This window comes from Trichocoleus sp. DQ-A3 (assembly GCF_039961975.1).
Taxonomy (GTDB): Bacteria; Cyanobacteriota; Cyanobacteriia; order Cyanobacteriales; family FACHB-T130; genus FACHB-T130.
This window is the reverse complement of sequence record NZ_JAMPKC010000005.1, coordinates 138,169-156,723: the sequence shown is the minus strand read 5'-3', so window position 1 is coordinate 156,723 and position 18,555 is coordinate 138,169. Positions and strand designations below refer to the sequence as shown.

Here is an 18,555-nt window from a genome sequence, read left to right as displayed (position 1 = left end):
AATTCATAGATTTTAAGTAATCTCCATTAAGTCATCTTCATAAATCAGTAAACCTCAACTGATACCTGAGTTCTCGTCATTGCTGTTCAGGGTATTCCTACCCTGAAAAAATTGCTTTTTTAAAACACAATTTCTACGTTTATTCATACTACACAGAGAGATTCGATATGCCAAAAAGACAACTTATGCCCCTAGCGGCTACGATCAGCTTTCTAACTGGCTTAGGAATTGCAGCCCCATCAGTCAGCGCCGCTACTTTCATCCAGTTCAACAGTCAACCAGGTGACTATATTGGAGGAGGTATCGCACAAACCTTTACCCCCCTTGATGGATACATTACAGCATCTAGCAACGGCAATGGAGTGAGCTTAAATTTTAATGGGGATACCTGGTGGAATCTAGATTTTATGGCTCCTGAAGGTGAGACATTGGTTCTCGGAACTTATGAAGGCGCAACCCGTTATCCTTTTAATTTACCTAATGAACCTGGTCTTAGCGTTAGCGGGGATGGTAGAGGATGCAATACACTTACAGGAAGCTTTAAAGTACTAGAACTTGCTTATGGAACTGGCGGGGAAGTGGAGCGTTTCGATGCTGACTTTGAACAAAGTTGTGAAGAATTCATGCCTCCACTTCTCGGACAAGTTCGATATAACAAAGCTGATGCTAAAGCTAGTGTTGATGAAATTAAACAAGCAAACCAGATTAGTGAAATCGACCTTAAGAAATTGTTAGAATTCTCAAACAAAATTGAGGAATTTTCGACTGGCCTCTATTTTTGGAGTCAGCCTGGGGATTACATTGGGCTTGGTCTTGAACAAATCTTTACCCCTGCGGATGTAAATTTTGAAGTATTTCGGAACACTGACAATAGCGTGAGCTTTTCTGCGAATAATTTTGGCAGAAGTAATTGGGAGAACCCCATCTGGTGGTACCTCGATTTTGCTGCTCCTAAGGATATGCCACTAGTTACTGGCAATTATGGAGGTGCATACCGTTTCCCTTTTCAATCCCCTACCCATCCTGGTCTTAGCGTCAGCGGGGATGGGAGAGGATGTAATACGCTTACTGGACAGTTTATCGTACTGGATGCTGCCTATGGCTCTAGCGGGAATGTTGAGCGTTTCGACGCTATTTTTCAACAGAATTGTGAAGGATTCATGCCTCCACTGTACGGACGAATCCGATACAACGCAACGGTTACGTCGGAACCAGTCGAGTCGGTTCCTGAACCGATGATGACGCTGGGCCTATTAGGTATCGGCGGTTTGATGTTGACCCAGCGGCGTCGCTTGCGGCACATCCAATAGAATTTTGAGAGGCTAATTGGTTTCAATTAGCCTAGCGGCAGTACAAACCCCAATCCCAACAACAGTCCACTCCAAAAATGTAGGGATACTGCGATGAATTTACAGTTGCTGACGTTTGCAGGTTGAGCGTGATACTGGTGGACGTGGCGGCATAATTTGATGGCGAAGGGCAAACTTGCAAAGGTTAGCAACGTCCAAACGGGGAAAATTTGCAAAACGACAAACAACCCAGTCAGCGCATAAATACTGCCGCTAAACCAAGACAATAATTGCGATCCTCTCTGAGTGCCTAGGCGGACGATGGGCGATCGCTTCCCGGCTGCCAAATCGTCCGCAACCTGGTGAAAATGGGAGCAAAACAAAATTAAACTCGTGGCAATCCCTACAATAATAGACACTGCAAGGCTGGTCATCGACCATGTGCCGGTTTGACTATAATAAGCCGCCGCCACTGCTAGGGGACCAAAGCAAATAAAGCAGATAATTTCCCCCAAACCCTGGTAGCCTAAGCGAAAGGGAGGTCCCTGATAGCTGTAGCCCAACGCACAGCTCAGGAGTACCAATCCGATGACTGTGAGGTCTTGTTGCCACCATGCGATCGCGAAGATTCCCAGTACACCAACCCCTAAAAATAGATTTGCCAACCAAAAAATTAAAGATTTGTTACCTGTTAAGTTAACTAGAGAGTGGGCTTTGTTCTTATCAATACCCGTCTCCGAATCGAACACATCATTGCTGAGATTCAGCCATGCAATAATCAAAATTGCTGACATTAAAAATGTAGAAAATATTGCTCCATGAAGCACTTGAGTTTCGGCAAAAGCAACAGCTGTTCCCACCCAAATTGGAATAATAGCAACGCTGTACATGGGCGGCTTAATCGCTGCCATCCAAAGCCCAGAGTCGCTGATGTTTGCCCCTCCACTGTTGGGATGATTAATCAATTTTGTATCCATTAGTTTCAATTTATGCTATTACCAAGCAGCTACCAGATTTTACAACTCTAAAGCCGTGATAGGATATTTGCTACAGACTTTGTTACAAGCCCTTTAGTAGGGTGACAGAGGTTTTCAGTCGTGTCTTGACCTATGTAAGACTAACCTATGTCAAATCTTAAGCGGGTTCTTTCAAAACTAGCTACTCGTTATGACCTCCCGCATATTCAGCTCTGTCAAATCACACATTTTATCTAAACAGTGTAGATTTAGATACAATGCTTAAGAGTTTTTAAAATCTAATCAATGAAGATGCCCTTGCGGTAATCATCCTGAAATTTAAGTTAAGGAATCATTGAAAGCATGACGACAATCTTAAAAGCAGGCGAAAATTGTAGACTAGAAATACTACAGAGAAACCAATACATAGGCTTAGCCTTATTTCCCAAAAAATATTTTTGGGAAATTGTTAAGAATTTCAACAAGGTTATTAGTAAGCACGCCTTACTTTTAGAAAAGAGGGAAAGGCTGGCAGATACGACCAGTTGTCAACGGACTGCTATTATTCTATTGGCTCTTAGGATAGGTTTGTTCGATTACTAAACAAGAAACCAGGAGCCACCGCTAATCAGTTGTATTCATATCAAATTGCCAACCTATCCTCCCTTCCATGCTAGTCACACCCTATCTTAAAAATCTTTTTCAAGACACTCACGAACTGCATCAATTTCTTTTAGCCTTTAAGCAGACTGCTGTACAAAAAAAACAGACACAAATCCTCAGTATTTCTCAAGAAATCCCAGCAGTCGATCCGTTGGTTGTCCTTCAGGCGATCGCTAGACCCGATCAATTACACTTTTACTTTGAAAAACCAGTACAAGGAGAAGCGATCGCTGCTATCGACACCGCAGCAGCGCTAACACTAGAAAGCCCCAATCGGTTTGACAAATCCCAGGAGTTTATTCAATCTTGCTTTGCCAATACCACGAGTATTGGCGAACTTAATTTGCCTTTTTCGGGCGCTCATTTTTTCTGCGCTTTTACATTTTTTAATGAAAATCTAGGAGCGGATTCTCTTTTTCCTTCCGCCACAGTATTTTTACCCCGATGGCAAATCTCTCTAAAAAATCAGACTTCGGTAGTAGTCGCAAATATTCTGATTGATTCAGAGATAAATATTCAAGATTTAACTGAAAGCTTATGGCGTACATTTCAGGCAATTAGAGTTACTGGGTTAGAAAGGTTTCATAGTGCATCTTTTCTCGATATTGCAATTGATGCCAGAAAACTATTTAAGAAACACGATGTTGCAGATGTAAACCATTTTAAATCATCGGTGGTTAAGGCTTTATCATCAATTCAGGCAGAAAAAATCCGTAAAATTGTTTTGGCTCACGCCCTTGATGTTATCTCCCCAATTCCTTTCCAGTTAATTCCTTCAGTCAATCATTTACGAACTCGCCATCCTGATTGCAATATTTTTTCCACCAGTAACGGTAAGGGACAGAATTTTATTGGTGCAAGTCCCGAACGTTTAATTAGTATTCATGACCATGAATTAGTAACAGATGCTCTGGCAGGTTCAGCACCCAGAGGAAAAATAGCAAGTGAAGATGCCGAATTAGCAAATCGGTTACTAACCAGTGAAAAAGAAAGACGCGAACATCGAGTAGTGATTGATTTTATTCGCGATCGCCTTTCCAAGCTAGGTTTAAACCCGCAAATCTTATCCCAACCGCAGCTATTGAAACTCTTAAATATTCAGCATTTATGGACACCCATTCAGGCGAAAGTACCAGCAGGAGTTCATCCCTTAGAAATCCTGGCTGAACTCCATCCGACACCAGCAGTTGCTGGTGTCCCTAGCGAGAGTGCCCAGAAAGAAATTTGCCGCTATGAAACCTTCAATAGGTCATTATATGCCGCGCCTCTCGGTTGGGTAGATTGCCAAGGAAACAGTGAATTTGTTGTGGGAATTCGCTCAGCACTCATAGATGGCTGTCGTGCCAGACTCTACGCCGGTGCCGGTATCGTTGCTGGTTCCGATCCAGACAAAGAATTAGCAGAAATTCAACTTAAACTCCAGGCACTTCTAAAAGCCTTAGTCTAGCCGGAACCTCTCTCTTCTCTCTTCCTTCCTTTGCGTCCTATAGCGCTAACGCGCATGGCTTTGTTAGAGCGTCTTTGCGGTTCATTCTTCTTTTAAATGCCTGTTGATTTTCGTAACACCAACTCCCTCTGGGCTTCCATCCTAACCGAGACATTAAAACGACTAGGATTAACCACAGCCGTTATTTGTCCAGGTTCTCGTTCAACACCCCTGACTGTTGCTTTCGCTCAAACTGATGAGATAGAAGCCATTCCTGTTTTAGACGAACGATCCGCTGCATTTTTGGCATTAGGAATTGCGAAAAAATCTGGATTGCCGGTGGCGTTAGTTTGCACGTCTGGAACTGCCGGGGCAAATTTCTACCCAGCCGTAATTGAAGCTAGGGAAAGTCGAATTCCGCTTTTAGTTTTAACCGCCGATCGCCCCCCAGAATTGCGAGATTGTCATTCTGGACAGACGATCGATCAGGTGAAATTATTTGGCAATTATCCCAACTGGCAAGCTGAGTTAGCGTTGCCTTCTCTAGAGATGGGAATGCTGGGTTATCTGCGGCAGACAGTGATGTATGCGTGGGAAAGAACGCTCTTTCCGACTCCAGGCTCCGTTCATCTTAACATCCCCTTCCGCGACCCCCTCGCCCCAATTCCCGACGGTGCTGTAGAGATGCAAAATGGTGCGTCTCTACTAGATGAAGATTTCTTTGCAAATTGTCAGCCATTAGGAGCAACTTTCAACCTGCAACCTACTACTTTCAACCCCATACAGGAGTGGCGGCAATGTGACAGAGGAATTATTATCGCTGGGACTGCACAACCGAAAATACCGGAAGAGTATGCGATCGCGATCGCGCACCTCTCCAAATCTTTAAAATGGCCTGTATTGGCTGAGGCGCTATCTCCATTAAGGAACTATAGTCAACTGAACCCTTATCTAATTTCTACCTATGACTTAATCCTGCGTAATCAGCAGTTAGCGCAAAAACTGACACCAGAAATGGTAATTCAAATCGGTGAATTACCTACCAGTAAAGAACTGCGAAACTGGCTAGATAAAACTCAACCGCGCCGATGGGTAATTGACCCCAGCCACCACAATTTAGATCCCTTGCACGGCAATACAACCCACCTGCGAATCTCCATAGAACACCTATTTCAAACCTACCCAAATGAACTTGTAGAGACGCAAGCGATCGCGTCTTATCTCAGCAGTTGGTGTGAAGCCGAATCAAAGGTCAGGAAAGCCATCGACCAAACGATGGCAACAATGGACACACTTTTTGAAGGAAAAGCCGCTTGGTTACTTTCCAAGACGCTACCACCGGGCACTCCTCTGTTTATTTCTAATAGTATGCCGGTGCGAGATGTAGAGTTTTTCTGGGCACCCAACAATTCCGGGATTCAGCCCTTTTTTAATCGAGGCGCGAATGGCATTGATGGCACCTTATCGACTACTTTAGGCATTGCACATCGCAATCAAAGCACTGTGATGCTGACAGGTGACTTAGCTTTATTGCACGATACTAACGGCTTTTTACTGAGAAGTAAATTTATAGGGCATTTGACCATAATTTTAATTAACAACAATGGCGGCGGCATCTTTGAAATGTTGCCGATTTCCAAATTTAACCCACCCTTTGAAGAATTTTTTGCCACACCACAGGATATAAATTTTGCTCAGCTTTGTGCTACTTACAATGTAGAGCATGAAGTGATTACATCCTGGGAACACCTGAAGCAACGATTAAACCCATTGCCATCGCAGGGACTCCAGGTTTTAGAGTTGCCAACCAATCGCAAGGTAGATGCCAAATGGCGGAAAGAGAATTTAGGAAAATTTGCAGCAGATATCCTGTGAACGTTAACTCTGGTGAATCATTCAGCCTTTCATGCTAATGGATCGTCAGAATCTTTCTCCTGCTGACTCCTGTCCTATTCTTCAATAAATTGCGCGATCGCATTTTTCTGTTCTTCTGTTAAACAATCCTTTTCAAGAAGGCTCCTAAGCCGGTTAATCGCTAAAGATACGTCAACGTAGGGTTCAAGTAAATTCGGCTCAAGCCCGTAGCCGGTGGTTTGACCCATATTAGACTCAGATTTTCTAAATGCTTTTTCAAAAAACTTCTCAAAGAAATCAACTAGCCCTTCGTCGTTTTTAATCGCCTCTTTAACCCACTGTTTGACTTCATCCTTGCTTGTTTGCTCCCGCCAATAATACAGGATATGTGCTAAACCTGGCGTTTGTAATAGGGCGTTTTGCTGCACGGCATCTTGCACCTTATTTAAGGCAATTTCTTCAAGTTCATCAAGGTGCTGTGCGCTGATAAGTCTTTCTTCTTCTAGATTTGATTCACTAGCTCCAAACTTACCGTGTTGTTGACCTAGGACGACTACTTTGTCCACAATTGTTAAAATTGCCTTACCATCTGACATCGCCTGTTTCAACACCTCAAACCGTGCTGGTTCCTCAAGACGACGCAACAGATGTGAGATGATGCGCTCGATTCTGATATCATTTCCAAAATCAAACATTCCGCACGGTTCGTCTTCAGGACGCAAAAGGCGATCGCCCACATCCAATAAAGCTTGCACAATTGAAGGAATGCTATTTAAAGGAATTTCTTTTTCAGTGTAATCCTCAAGTTGTTCCAAAAATATCCGAACTTGGGTCGTACCCTCAGGACGTTTTTGATTAGCGAGTTCTACAAGAGTTTCTCCAAATGCCTTCGCATCGCCTGCCAAAGCCAGGATGGCTTTCATCTCGGTATTCGATAATTCACCTTCTGGTAACGCCAGACGGAAGTAGACTGGAAATACTTCTAAGCTGCATACGCGCAGTTGTCTGCGCCATGTTAACTCTTGTTGTGCAACGTATTGGGTATTATTACCCCAAATCGCTGATAACTTAGGAAAGAGGATCAATAGCAACCGTTTAACTGGCTCTTTATCCTCATCTTGAAGCTGAGCAATCCAAGAATTGTAAAGAGATTTTAGTTCGTCTGCTGTAGCACTTACAAAACCTTTGGTATCCGTGTCTCCTGCAAAAGCTTTAGGATTTTTGCGAATGATGTCATATATCGTTGGGCAAAAGACTCGCAGCGACTCAACAGCGATGAAATCCACTGAGTTTACTTCACCTTGAACTGCCGGGTACGTCATGCTTAAGGTGTTTATCAAACGAGTGATATCGCGAGTGTTGGTAATAAAGTGGTCAATCCCTTGATAGTAAATATTTCCCCAATAATTTCTATCTAATAGCTGTGTAGGGGTGTCAGCAAGTACGAAATTCAGTTTTTCAAAAAGTAGCCTGCGGAGTAGATTTTTATTTGGAATTGGTAACTCAAAAGGAACTTGAACAAGTTTATCAAGATAGGCTTCTCCAGTTGTCCCCTGCGTGTCTGCAAGTGCTTTGAGGGCAATTTCTTTATCGCAGACTAGGACATAGACAACATTTGTAAAATTTGGAATGGCTTTGACAACGCGAAACAACTGTCTAATTTCGTCAGTGGCAAGCCTGTCAATATCGTCAATTGTTACCACGATTCGCGGATGCTGCTTTAGCAGTGTGTTTTCGACTTCTTCTTTTAAGTCGGAAGTATCCTTTTGCTTATCGTCAAATATTTTTTCTACTACCTTACCCGCGGGAGCGTAAGGAATAGGAATTTCAGAAAACAGTTTACCGAAATCGGCTAGTCGATCTTTTAAGCCTTTCGGTACAGATTTGAATTCACTCAAAACAGCCTGTAATTGGTCAATGAAGCGCCTTGTGATATCTTCGTGCCCGGAAAACAACCAGGGATTAAAGGGTACGATAATTGGTTGCTCGTTCTCTGGTTTTTCCTTTAGATAGTGAACTAAAAAATTCAACAGCGTCGATTTGCCAGAACCCCAGGAACCGTAGACTGCAATCACGAAGCCTTCCGGAAAGCTCATTTTGCAAATACTGTCTGCTAGATATCTTGCAAAGGTTGCATATCCTAATCGATCTGCTTTCGGATTGGTTAAAGCGTTATCTGACGATAAAGCATTAAAATTCTCAGATTCGACTTCGGAATTCTTCTCAGTCTGTCCCATAAAATGCCTTTTCTTAGCCCTGTCGTCATGATGACACAGCGATCGCTCAAGCCTCCTCTCTCTTGAGGTTCTACCTAGTCACCGTAATTTCAAACACTGGGTTAAAATTCTCAAGCCGAAATACTGCACAACTCGAAATACTTCACAACTCTCTATGCAAATCAACTGGCAAACCGCCAAAACCTACGAAGACATCCTCTATCACAAAGGCGACGGTATCGCCAAAATCACGATTAATCGCCCGCACAAACGCAACGCTTTCCGCCCCAAAACCGTCTTTGAACTTTACAACGCCTTCTGCGATGCTCGCGAAGATACTAGCATTGGCGTCGTATTATTTACTGGCGCTGGTCCTCACACCGATGGCAAATACGCCTTCTGTTCTGGTGGCGATCAAAGTGTGCGGGGACAAGCTGGGTATGTAGACGATGAAGGCATCCCCCGCCTAAATGTCCTAGACTTGCAACGCCTAATTCGTTCCATGCCCAAAGTCGTCATTGCGCTTGTGGCAGGTTATGCCATCGGTGGCGGACACGTCCTGCACCTGATTTGCGACCTCACCATCGCCGCAGATAATGCTGTTTTTGGGCAAACTGGCCCTAAAGTCGGCAGCTTCGATGGTGGATTTGGTGCCAGCTATCTTGCCCGAATTGTTGGGCAAAAAAAGGCGCGAGAAATTTGGTTTCTCTGCCGCCAGTACAGCGCACAGCAAGCACTAGAAATGGGCTTAGTGAATTGCGTCGTGCCTGTAGAACAGCTGGAACAAGAAGGCATCCAGTGGGCTAATGAAATTTTAGAAAAAAGCCCGATTGCCATCCGGTGTCTAAAAGCTGCTTTCAACGCCGATTGCGATGGACAAGCTGGTTTGCAAGAACTTGCCGGTAATGCCACCTTGCTTTATTACATGACTGAGGAAGGAGCCGAAGGCAAGCAGGCATTTTTGGAAAAACGTCCACCCGATTTCCGTCAATATCCTTGGCTGCCTTAGTCGTTCGCAAATGGAAAAACCCGTTTTCTGAAAAAAAAACGGGTTTAAAGAGTCATCTTTTGTAAAAAAGTATCCTACAAGGCTCTTAAATCAAAAATCGCACCTTGACTTGAATAAGGTGCGATTCTAAAGCAAATCTTTATTTTTTTAAGAGTTGAAGCAAGTTGCCTTGACAAACTGCAAGGTGAGCTTACTATTCTTTATTTTATTCATACGAGCAGCGCCTCTTCTTCTACTGACTGTTGGGCAGTAGAGACATTCTCGTTAAGCGAGGTAGATTCTTGAGAAGAGTTCAGCGAACATTTGATTGAGAGCGCCTCCGGTGTTTTCAGGGTTTCATCCTGCCAGCGCATCATTACTTCGAGACGTTCCCAAGACGGCGCAAATGCCGGAAGTGCTAAAGAACAGGCTCCCCAGCCGCCTCGAACGGGCACGCCGAGTTGCTGACAAAGACCCCCACGACGCCCTTCGGGCTTGTAATACTGACAATACCGGCAGGCAGAAGTTACAGTATTTAAGGTCTTCATGGGAGTCCTCTTTAGGAGAATTTTTATCTATGCTTTATATTAAAATTCTCTATTAACGGTTGTAGAGTTTGGAATGTTGTAATCTATATTCCCCGTCTATGTTCTAGCGATCCCCAAGTACAAATACTGATTTAGATTTTCTTTAGCTTTGTGTAATAGACAGACACATGAAACATTAAAAACGGACACATCTATCTATAGTAAGTAATCTCATGAACAATACCATTTTTTAACAAAACCCTATGGGGATCAAGACAAACCTTAGGCGTATCCGTTTCAGAAAAGACTAAATTTAGCTCATTTATTCAGTCGTTTATCTCTTGATTTAAATGACAAACTTTGCATTGCTCGACTAAATTGAGATTTTTGCCTCTAAAATTCTTTGAGTCAGCCTTAGTAAGCAATTAAAATCATTACATTCCCTGTAACTACTTAGGAAGTAAGGATGTCAGCATACGGGCGAAGCAATCGGGAAATAGTATTGATGCCATAAATTCAGGGCATTAGTGGCATACAAGCTTCGCCTGAGAAGACTTTTGTACAGAAGGCTACGCAGGCGTCCAAGTTACAAGATGTAACGGAGAGGAAACTAGCATCTGTAACATAGGATACAAAGCAACTTCACATTCCGGTTTGAATTAGGAACTAAGCAGATAGACCTAAATAAATTCAAGTGATGCAGATGATTTGTGGGGTTTGAGGGGTGCCGCCAGAGAAAGTAAGCGTTGCCCGCAACCTAGTAGCAATCCCTGTTTCGGCTTAATGGCACCGAATCTACTGAAAGCTAGCCTTTCCATTGCCTGACAGCACACAGGGCACACACAGCCCAGCGCTGGAGTTCTCCTGGAGGGGTGGGACACTGGCACTGGGGACAAAGCGGTGAATGTTGCGATCGCTCCCGCACACCCTCCGCCCAATGTTGAAAAGCTTGGTGGGGTTCTTTCAGTTGTGCCTTCTGGTTCAACGACGGTGAAGATGTCCCCTCAACAACTCGACTGGGATGCTCTTTCCATGCCACCGATTGTTCCTGTGCATACCAGGAACGATTAGAACCAGGCTTCTTCTGCCACTGAGCCGTCGAAAAGCGAATATCAACCAAATTGCTACCTAGATGGGCATTCAACTTTTGCAGGATTCGCTGACGCTCAAAAGTCAGCGTTTGTGCCCAAGCAGCACTGGATGTAGCAACCGACAAAACGCCCCTCGATATGGAAATCGGTCGCGTTTGAGCCTGCACCGCCACTCCCACCACCGAAGGCCAACACTTGAGTAACCGCTGAAATTCTTGGCTAGCCTGCCACGCCGCCTGATTTTCGATAGCCCCTAAGATATGATGAAGAGATTTAAAAGACATCCAACAAATCCCCAGCTAAATGGCAGAACGATCGATCCTCTTGCTCGATCGTACTCAAAACCAAGACAGCAGATTCGGGTTACGGTTGCCTTCAAGCAGAAAACAACGTGTAATAAAGAGATCCGTCAGCTCTCCAAGATTCGTCAGTAGCTAAAGCTATGAGTCAAGGTCATTCGGTTGAGTCTTCTACTCGCCCCTCCCCCGCCCAGTCCATCAATCCAGCCTTGCAGGCAGCTCTGGGCAGTCTCGACGTGCAGTTAGAAGAAGAATTATCTCGATACCGACGCGAACGAGGGGGACGTGGGGCGTCGCCTGCCCCCCGCATGAATCACGATCGGGTTCGCAACAAACCTATCGACTTAATTTCCGTGAGTGCTACGGGAGGCAGGAATCAATCACCCACCCCAGCAAAGCCGCCCGCCGCCCCACCGCCACCGCCTCCGCCACCCGCCAGCCCACCACAGGCAGCAAATCTGGAAGGCAAGGGAGTTGAGACAACGATCCAGAATGAAACAGGGTATACACCGCCCGCACCCGCGCCATCTTTTGACTTATCGGCTCCTGGAGCGGAACTAGCGACCTTCGCCACGCCACCCCAGGAACCAGCTTGGCATCCAGAACCAGCAGCAGCTCCACCGGGGTTTGTCAATCCAACTTCAACGCACGTCCCTCCCAATGACTATCTGGAATCTTCCGAACAACTTCTGCGAAGTTTGGTGGAAGAAGAGGCGTCAGCGCCTCGTCGCTCAGAACGCAGTTTTCTGGATAGCCTGCTGACTCCCCTAGGAGTTGGTTCCTTGTTGTTGTTGCTATTTTCAACTGCCACCTTGGGCTATTTAGTGACGAATCCAGGCAGCCTCAGTTTTCTAGGTTTAGATCGCTTCCAGGAGTCAGGCACGCCCACCGTTGCTCAAAATCCAACGGCAACAACTTCAACGGCAACAAGTCCAACGGCAACAAGTCCAACCACCAATGCCCCAGCATCTGGAGCTGCGCCAAGTGGCCCAAACCTGGCGACTGACGAGTTTGTGGACGTAAATTTGGATACCTTAAGCACTTTGCCATCTTCCAGTCCAGCTTCAAGATCCAATGTGGCAGGCTTACCCAAAACTCAAGTAGCGGTGCCAACAATTTCCCCGCTACCCAGTTCACCTGCCCTCGCAAACTCCTCATCTGGGCAATCTGGCTCGGTGCCGCTTCCAGGGCTGCCGCCAGCCGCAACAGTGCCCCTTACACCCGCTAGCCCTCTCCCAGGATTGCCACAACGCCGCGCCTCTGGACAACCGAGTATACAACCGAGTGTGAAACCCTCCCCGACTGCGGCAACTCCTGCGCCGAATCCAGAGGGCTTCTATTATGTGTTTGTAAAATACAATGGCGAAAGCTCCTTGCAACAGGCGCGAAAGGTTGTTCCCGATGCCTATTTATCACCAGAAGGCACCCAAATTTATCTCGGTGCGTTCAAGAAAGAATCTCAGGCTCAAACATTGGTAAAAGAGCTTCAGACACAGGGGATTTCTGCGGCGGTCGATCAGCCTTAAGCTGGAGGTGGTTGAGTTGGAAAGTAACCTAGCATTCTGTTAACGTTACTACTGGGACTGCGATGCCCTAAGAGGGCGACTGCTTTTGGGGGTTCGCTGCCGTGTTCGCGATCGAGTGACCGCGCTCCACTGAACCCGTGCGTTGTGAATGGAGAACTGACATGGGATTGATCGACCGCATCTTGCGAGTAATTCGAGCCAACATCAACAGTCTGATTGGACAAGCGGAAGATCCAGAAAAAATCCTGGAAGAAACGGTCATGGAAATGCAGGAGAATTTGATTCAACTGCGGCAGGCGGTGGCTCAAGCGATCGCTACCCAAAAACGTACTGAGCGACAATGCAACCAAGCGCAGTCTACCTCCCAAGAATGGTACAACCGCGCCCAACTGGCACTGCAAAAAGGTGATGAAAACTTAGCCCGCCAAGCCCTCACCAAGCGCAAATCCTATCAGGAAACCGCAGAGGCAATGCAAGCGCAGATCGAGCAACAAAATCAAGTCGTCGGTAGGCTCAAGCAAGATATGCGATCGCTAGAGAGCAAAATCTCGGAAGCCAAGACGAAAAAAGATATGTACATCGTTCGCGCTCGTTCGGCTCAAGCATCTGCGAAAATTAACGAGATGTTAGGTGGTGTTAACACTGCCAGTTCCCTGACCGCCTTCGAGCGCATGGAAGAGAAAGTCTTGCAACTAGAAGCGCAGTCAGAAGCGATCGCTGAACTGGGAAGCGATGACCTGCAAAAGAAATTTCTCTCCCTGGAAGATGCCGGGGATATTGATACCGAATTAGCTACCATGAAAGCTCAGCTCAGCCAAGGCACGGAAGCACCGCAACTGCCGTCTAGTCAGCAGGCACTTGACCCTAGCCAAGATGCAGAATTACAAAAAATTCGCTCCCAACTGGAAAGTTCTTGATCTGGAAACTACCGCTTTGGACTAGAAGTTTCTAGACTAGGAAGAAAAGCGTTGGGTCTTTAAAGATTCCTGAAGGTTGCCCAAGTCACTCTTGCCTAGCGCCCTAGACTAGAAATGGTGTTTGGCACAATTGCCGACTACTGCACCGATGGAAAACCTGACCTCCTAAATTGAACTTGCTCAAGGCTACTCTCAGAGCCTTGGAAATACCTACATTAGTACAACGCCAAGAGGATAAACAGCGTCATGGGATTATTCGATCGCATTAGCCGAGTCGTCCGAGCCAATCTTAACGATGTGGTCAGCAAGGCTGAAGACCCAGAAAAAATTCTGGAGCAGTCCATCATCGATATGCAGGAAGACCTGGTGCAGTTGCGTCAAGCAGTTGCCAGATCCATTGCCAGCCAAAAACGGACTCAGCAACAATACAACCAAGCCCAAACTGAAGCGAACAACTGGCAACAACGCGCCCAGTTGGCTTTGCAAAAAGGCGATGAGAATCTCGCTAAAGAAGCGCTGATACGCAAGAAGACAAATGCCGAAACTGCCGCTACCCTAAAAGCTAGCTTGGATCAGCAAACCACTCAGGTGGACACCCTCAAGCGCAACTTGATTGCCGTGGAAAGTAAAATTTCCGAAGCCAAGACCAAGAAAGATATGCTCAAGGCACGGGCACAAGCTGCCAAGGCTCAGGAGCAGTTGCAAGGCGCAGTAGGACGGCTGAATACCAACAACTCGATGGCAGCTTTTGAGCGGATGGAGGAAAAAGTTTTGGAATTGGAAGCTCGTTCTACAGCGGCAGCCGAGCTAACTGGCAATGATTTAGAAAACCAATTTGCCCGATTAGAATCCGGCAGCGACGTTGATGACGAATTGGCAGCAATGAAAGCGCAGTTGACTGGTTCTTCCACCACCCAAGCGCAACTACCGGCAGCTAACCCAACCACTTCCTCTAAATCTAATTCGGCAGTTGACAACGAATTAGAAGACCTGAAAAAGCAATTGGATAACCTGTAGGCTCCTGCACTTTTCGATAACTTATCTACGAATCAAAGCTGTGATAGACCGCTCTGCATCCATCTGATACTCGTTGGCGATGGGATGCAAGAGGGTCTATCTTGCTCTAATTCACTGACGTAGAATGGCACTGACGCTCGTAGCCTGAAAATAAATTTCCGGTTGAAAGTTAAAGTAAGCTAAAGCTTATTGGTAAGCCTTCGAGCGTGCCTAGGTCGGTTATTTAATTTTGACAAACGCTTGAATAAGTTGTTAGTAATTAGACATAATTTCGCTTAAAAATAAACTTCAAACTACTTGAAATAAGAAAATACGCATACAATTGTCCGGATTGCAGCTCTGAATAAAGCTTTTGTGCCGATTAAATCTCATCTCAAATTCCCTGAATAAACCACATTCCCAACGAACCGTCTGAGGTACTGTATTACAATCAGTAAGGCGTAAACCTTGATTGCTTTCCTGCCCACTGGCAACGGTTTTGAATACTGTGTTGAGTAGGTAAAGCAATAATATAAATGTCAATCGGGGGTGACATGAGCAGCACAATCTCAATTAATGATGCAGATTTTGAAACAGAAGTCCTGAAAGCCACTCAGCCAGTATTAGTGTATTTCTGGGCGTCTTGGTGCGGCCCTTGCCGCCTCGTATCGCCAGTCGTACAAGCCGCTGCGGAAACTTATGGCGATCGCCTCAAGGTCGTGAAAATGGAAAGCGACCCCAATCCCGAATCTGTGGCAAAGTACAAAGTAGAAGGTCTTCCAGCTCTCAGGCTGTTTAAGGACAGTGAGGTGATTGAATCTTATGAGGGAGCGATTGGGAAGCAGAAATTAATGAGTATCCTGGAAACTCACCTGTAAACAGTCAGTAGTCATTAGTCATTGGTTATCGCTCGGTGAGAGACAAAAAACACCGGACAACAGACTAAGGACTAAGGACTAAAGACTAAGGACTAAAGACTAAATATGCAGTTCGCCAAGCGTTTACAACCCCTGCAAACCAATGTGTTTGCCGATATGGATCGGGCTAAGGCAAAAGCCAGGACGGCGGGACAAAATATCATCGATCTATCGCTGGGTTCCTCGGATTTACCGGCGTCAGATCGGGTTATCGACGCGATCGCCCAATCTTTATCTGACCCCAAAACCCACGGCTATTTGCTGTTTCACGGCACTCAAGCTTTTCGTCAAGCTGCCGCTCGCTGGTACACCCAGAAATACGGGATTCCGGTTGACCCGGAAACCGAGGTGCTAACCCTGATTGGTTCCCAGGAAGGCACCGCTCATTTACCTTTAGCAGTGCTGAATCCAGGGGATTTTGCCTTACTGCTTGACCCTGGTTATCCATCTCATGCTGGGGGAGTTTACCTAGCTGGTGGTCAAATTTACCCAATGCCACTACGGGCGGAAAATGGGTTTTTGCCAGTGTTTGAGGAGATTCCCTTGCCGGTTTTGGCTCAGTCACGGATGATGGTACTGAGCTATCCTCACAACCCCACAACCGCGATCGCGCCCTTATCTTTTTTCCGGACAGCGGTTGATTTTTGCCAGCGTCATAATCTAGTGCTGGTTCACGATTTTCCCTACGCCGATCTGGTGTTTGAAGACGTAGCCGTTCCCTCAATCTTACAAGCCGACCCCGAAAAAAGCGTCTCGATTGAGTTTTTTACTTTATCTAAGTCTTACAACATGGGCGGCTTTCGCATCGGCTACGCGATTGGGAATGCGAGTCTGATCCGTGCCTTGCGTCAGGTAAAAGCAGCAGTTGATTTCAACCAATACCAAGGAATTTTGAATGGAGCGATCGCTGCCCTAAGTGGCTCTCAAGAGGGTGTTAAGGCGGCAGTTGAAACCTTCCGCCAACGCCGGGATGCCTTTGTCAAAGCGCTTCACAGAATTGGCTGGGAGGTTCCTACCCCATCTGCCACCATGTATGTTTGGGCTAAATTACCAGAACCGTGGGCACAGGACTCCATCAACTTTTGTACCCATTTGGTAGAAACCACTGGCGTTGCTGCCTCGCCCGGTGCCGGTTTTGGTAAATCTGGAGAAGGATATGTACGATTTGCGCTGGTACACGATCCAGAAGTATTAGAAATGGCGGTTGAAAAGATGTCCCCGGTAATGTCTAAGTGAAAATGACAGCGATCGCTACCTAAAACATCTGCAAGTACAAGACTTGCGCCTAGTCAAATTAAAAGCACAACAGCTGATTAGCTTCGCCTCTAAAAGAGAGCGAAGCAATTTTTTTGCGAACGACATAACCGTAAATTTACGGTTAGTTCATTGAAATCTCCGTCAGTTTCTTGAAATGAGAAACAACTGGAAGTACAAAATCCAGCTAAAAGCAGTAAGTTTTTAAGCAGTTATTGCAGCCTAGATTCAAATAGATGCTTTGTCGTCAGCATTCAGCCCTATGAGAAAGCGGTGGCAACTAACGTATAGATGCGAGATCCGATCGCCTCTGTAACAACTCAAGACTGGCAATGCCCCTAAAGCAAGTTAAATGCTGAAATAGCTTAAGACTCTCATGGAAACTACTCTTGACAGAATTTATATTTTGGATAGTCTTCCTAGTCTTAGGTTTATGTCTACTATTACTGTGTATTTTTACGGTCAGTATACGGGAACATAAAATTGTTTTTTGCCTTCAATCTTTACTCAAACTTTACTAGAAATCATCAAAAGTTTACCGAGTGAGACTGGTTATTTGACTATATTAAATGGAGACAAGCAAATAACAAAGACAAGGCTAAGAAGACGGGCGACTGATTGTTGTCCCTACTTATTTAGAACTGTTAACCCCGATCTAAAACTGACCGCGCCCTAGATACTGTGCGCGTTATCCAGCAAAACTCATCTAGACAGAAAACTTGTGGAGACACACAAAATGACAGGTACTATCAAGAAAATTTTGCTCAGCGCTTCAGTGTTGGCCGCAAGCTTCAGTGCGATCGCTACGGCCCCAGCATCCGCCTTCAGCATATCGGGTTCTGACTACCTGCTCTACGATGTTCAAGGTAGCAGTACCTACATCAACCCCAACGCTAACTTAGATAGCATTCTAGGTGGTAACAGCAGCGCACCAGGTGGCAACATTGAATTATTTGCCAGCAGCGAAACTAAGACTAATGCACAGTTTATGGCATCTAACGCTGTAACTAGCGTTACAGGGACAGTTGCAGGCAAAAACCTCACCCTCAGCAGCCTAACAGCAACTGACTGGTTTGGTGCAGGTTTAAACACCAGTTACGGGCAAAACAACTTTGCAAATACATGGTTTAATGCCTTCTTAACCAATGCTGGTAAAGCAAACTACGTTGGAAATGGTCTCGGAGCTTTGGCTTTTCAAGCTTTCTATAATATTCGTGGTTTTCAGCGCAGCAGTGACCCGAACATTTCCTACGTTACCGCTAGTGGCACCGACATCAATATCGGACTTGCTGGTCACTATGATTTGAAAGCATACTATCAAGCTAAACCAGAATTCGCCTTCTTTGCATCTCAGGTAAAAAATGGATTCCAAGCTAGCGAAGTAGTAAAAGCTACCATCGATGGTCAAAGTCAGTACCTTTACAGCTTTTCGGCTACCAACAGTGGTTTGACTAACAGCGCTGGAAAAGGTGCAGATGGTTCATCTCACAGTGGTAACTACGAAGTTTCACTTAAAGGCGTAATTCCTCCCGCATCTGTGCCAGAACCCTCTACCATGCTTGGTTTGATGGCTGTGGGTGGAATGGTTGCTGCTAGCAAGCGCAAAGCCAACAAAACTGCTTAATAAATTATCTAT

The 18,555-nt window shown here is 45.6% G+C and carries 14 protein-coding genes; 10 read left to right on the top strand and 4 right to left on the bottom strand.

The features are described 5' to 3' along the window. Positions 1–167 precede the first annotated feature (167 nt). On the top strand, positions 168–1,310 hold the full coding sequence (locus NDI44_RS11605; RefSeq protein WP_190414939.1) for a hypothetical protein: 1,143 nt from the start codon (positions 168–170) through the stop codon (positions 1,308–1,310). Positions 1,311–1,336: 26 nt separating this feature from the next. Here NDI44_RS11605 and menA read toward each other — a convergent pair whose 3' ends face one another. Then, a complete protein-coding gene (menA, locus tag NDI44_RS11600; protein ID WP_190414938.1) occupies positions 1,337–2,266 on the bottom strand; it encodes a 2-carboxy-1,4-naphthoquinone phytyltransferase in 930 nt (309 codons plus the stop codon). Positions 2,267–2,915: 649 nt separating this feature from the next. On the opposite strand from menA, the gene NDI44_RS11595 reads away from it, so the two are divergent. Then, positions 2,916–4,355, top strand: coding sequence for an isochorismate synthase (locus tag NDI44_RS11595; RefSeq protein WP_190414937.1), 1,440 nt, complete (start codon positions 2,916–2,918; stop codon positions 4,353–4,355). A 96-nt stretch (positions 4,356–4,451) separates the two neighbouring features. Then, positions 4,452–6,209, top strand: coding sequence for a 2-succinyl-5-enolpyruvyl-6-hydroxy-3-cyclohexene-1-carboxylic-acid synthase (menD, locus tag NDI44_RS11590; RefSeq protein WP_190414936.1), 1,758 nt, complete (start codon positions 4,452–4,454; stop codon positions 6,207–6,209). Positions 6,210–6,283: 74 nt separating this feature from the next. Here menD and NDI44_RS11585 read toward each other — a convergent pair whose 3' ends face one another. Next, positions 6,284–8,425: a P-loop NTPase fold protein gene (locus tag NDI44_RS11585; RefSeq protein WP_190414935.1), complete on the bottom strand. Its 2,142-nt coding sequence runs from the start codon at positions 8,423–8,425 to the stop codon at positions 6,284–6,286. 154 nt (positions 8,426–8,579) lie between these two features. On the opposite strand from NDI44_RS11585, the gene menB reads away from it, so the two are divergent. After that, positions 8,580–9,413: a 1,4-dihydroxy-2-naphthoyl-CoA synthase gene (gene menB / locus NDI44_RS11580; RefSeq protein WP_190414934.1), complete on the top strand. Its 834-nt coding sequence runs from the start codon at positions 8,580–8,582 to the stop codon at positions 9,411–9,413. Positions 9,414–9,622: 209 nt separating this feature from the next. Here the strand turns inward: menB and NDI44_RS11575 are convergent, their stop codons facing one another. After that, positions 9,623–9,940, bottom strand: a complete 318-nt coding sequence (locus NDI44_RS11575; RefSeq protein WP_190414933.1) for a hypothetical protein — start codon at positions 9,938–9,940, stop codon at positions 9,623–9,625. A gap of 784 nt (positions 9,941–10,724) precedes the next feature. Beyond that, a complete protein-coding gene (locus tag NDI44_RS11570) occupies positions 10,725–11,294 on the bottom strand; it encodes a DciA family protein (RefSeq protein WP_190414932.1) in 570 nt (189 codons plus the stop codon). A 158-nt stretch (positions 11,295–11,452) separates the two neighbouring features. Here NDI44_RS11570 and NDI44_RS11565 point away from each other — a divergent pair, with 158 nt between their 5' ends. The 6 genes from NDI44_RS11565 to NDI44_RS11540 all read left to right on the top strand — a co-directional run bounded on the left by NDI44_RS11565 (position 11,453) and on the right by NDI44_RS11540 (position 18,543). Further along, positions 11,453–12,835, top strand: coding sequence for an SPOR domain-containing protein (locus NDI44_RS11565; RefSeq protein ID WP_190414931.1), 1,383 nt, complete (start codon positions 11,453–11,455; stop codon positions 12,833–12,835). A gap of 161 nt (positions 12,836–12,996) precedes the next feature. Next, positions 12,997–13,752 carry a PspA/IM30 family protein gene (locus tag NDI44_RS11560; protein ID WP_190414930.1) on the top strand — a complete coding sequence of 252 codons (756 nt, stop codon included), beginning with the start codon at positions 12,997–12,999 and terminating at the stop codon, positions 13,750–13,752. Between the two features lie 246 nt (positions 13,753–13,998). Then, positions 13,999–14,769, top strand: a complete 771-nt coding sequence (locus NDI44_RS11555) for a PspA/IM30 family protein (protein WP_190414929.1) — start codon at positions 13,999–14,001, stop codon at positions 14,767–14,769. Between the two features lie 533 nt (positions 14,770–15,302). Further along, positions 15,303–15,626: a thioredoxin family protein gene (locus NDI44_RS11550; protein WP_190414928.1), complete on the top strand. Its 324-nt coding sequence runs from the start codon at positions 15,303–15,305 to the stop codon at positions 15,624–15,626. A 105-nt stretch (positions 15,627–15,731) separates the two neighbouring features. Then, positions 15,732–16,901, top strand: a complete 1,170-nt coding sequence (locus tag NDI44_RS11545) for an LL-diaminopimelate aminotransferase (RefSeq protein WP_190414927.1) — start codon at positions 15,732–15,734, stop codon at positions 16,899–16,901. Positions 16,902–17,655: 754 nt separating this feature from the next. Beyond that, the gene (locus NDI44_RS11540) at positions 17,656–18,543 is read left to right on the top strand and encodes an NF038130 family PEP-CTERM protein (RefSeq protein WP_190414926.1); all 888 of its coding nucleotides are present in this window, start codon (positions 17,656–17,658) and stop codon (positions 18,541–18,543) included. Positions 18,544–18,555 lie beyond the last annotated feature (12 nt).

Coding starts and splice junctions, on each gene's coding strand:
- menD (WP_190414936.1), top strand. CDS start 4,452: ATGCCTGTTGATTTTCGTAACACCAACTCCCTCTGGGCTTCCATCCTA.
- menB (WP_190414934.1), top strand. CDS start 8,580: ATGCAAATCAACTGGCAAACCGCCAAAACCTACGAAGACATCCTCTAT.
- NDI44_RS11595 (WP_190414937.1), top strand. CDS start 2,916: ATGCTAGTCACACCCTATCTTAAAAATCTTTTTCAAGACACTCACGAA.
- NDI44_RS11575 (WP_190414933.1), bottom strand. CDS start 9,940: ATGAAGACCTTAAATACTGTAACTTCTGCCTGCCGGTATTGTCAGTAT.
- NDI44_RS11550 (WP_190414928.1), top strand. CDS start 15,303: ATGAGCAGCACAATCTCAATTAATGATGCAGATTTTGAAACAGAAGTC.
- NDI44_RS11540 (WP_190414926.1), top strand. CDS start 17,656: ATGACAGGTACTATCAAGAAAATTTTGCTCAGCGCTTCAGTGTTGGCC.
- menA (WP_190414938.1), bottom strand. CDS start 2,266: ATGGATACAAAATTGATTAATCATCCCAACAGTGGAGGGGCAAACATC.
- NDI44_RS11605 (WP_190414939.1), top strand. CDS start 168: ATGCCAAAAAGACAACTTATGCCCCTAGCGGCTACGATCAGCTTTCTA.
- NDI44_RS11565 (WP_190414931.1), top strand. CDS start 11,453: ATGAGTCAAGGTCATTCGGTTGAGTCTTCTACTCGCCCCTCCCCCGCC.
- NDI44_RS11585 (WP_190414935.1), bottom strand. CDS start 8,425: ATGGGACAGACTGAGAAGAATTCCGAAGTCGAATCTGAGAATTTTAAT.
- NDI44_RS11560 (WP_190414930.1), top strand. CDS start 12,997: ATGGGATTGATCGACCGCATCTTGCGAGTAATTCGAGCCAACATCAAC.
- NDI44_RS11555 (WP_190414929.1), top strand. CDS start 13,999: ATGGGATTATTCGATCGCATTAGCCGAGTCGTCCGAGCCAATCTTAAC.
- NDI44_RS11570 (WP_190414932.1), bottom strand. CDS start 11,294: ATGTCTTTTAAATCTCTTCATCATATCTTAGGGGCTATCGAAAATCAG.
- NDI44_RS11545 (WP_190414927.1), top strand. CDS start 15,732: ATGCAGTTCGCCAAGCGTTTACAACCCCTGCAAACCAATGTGTTTGCC.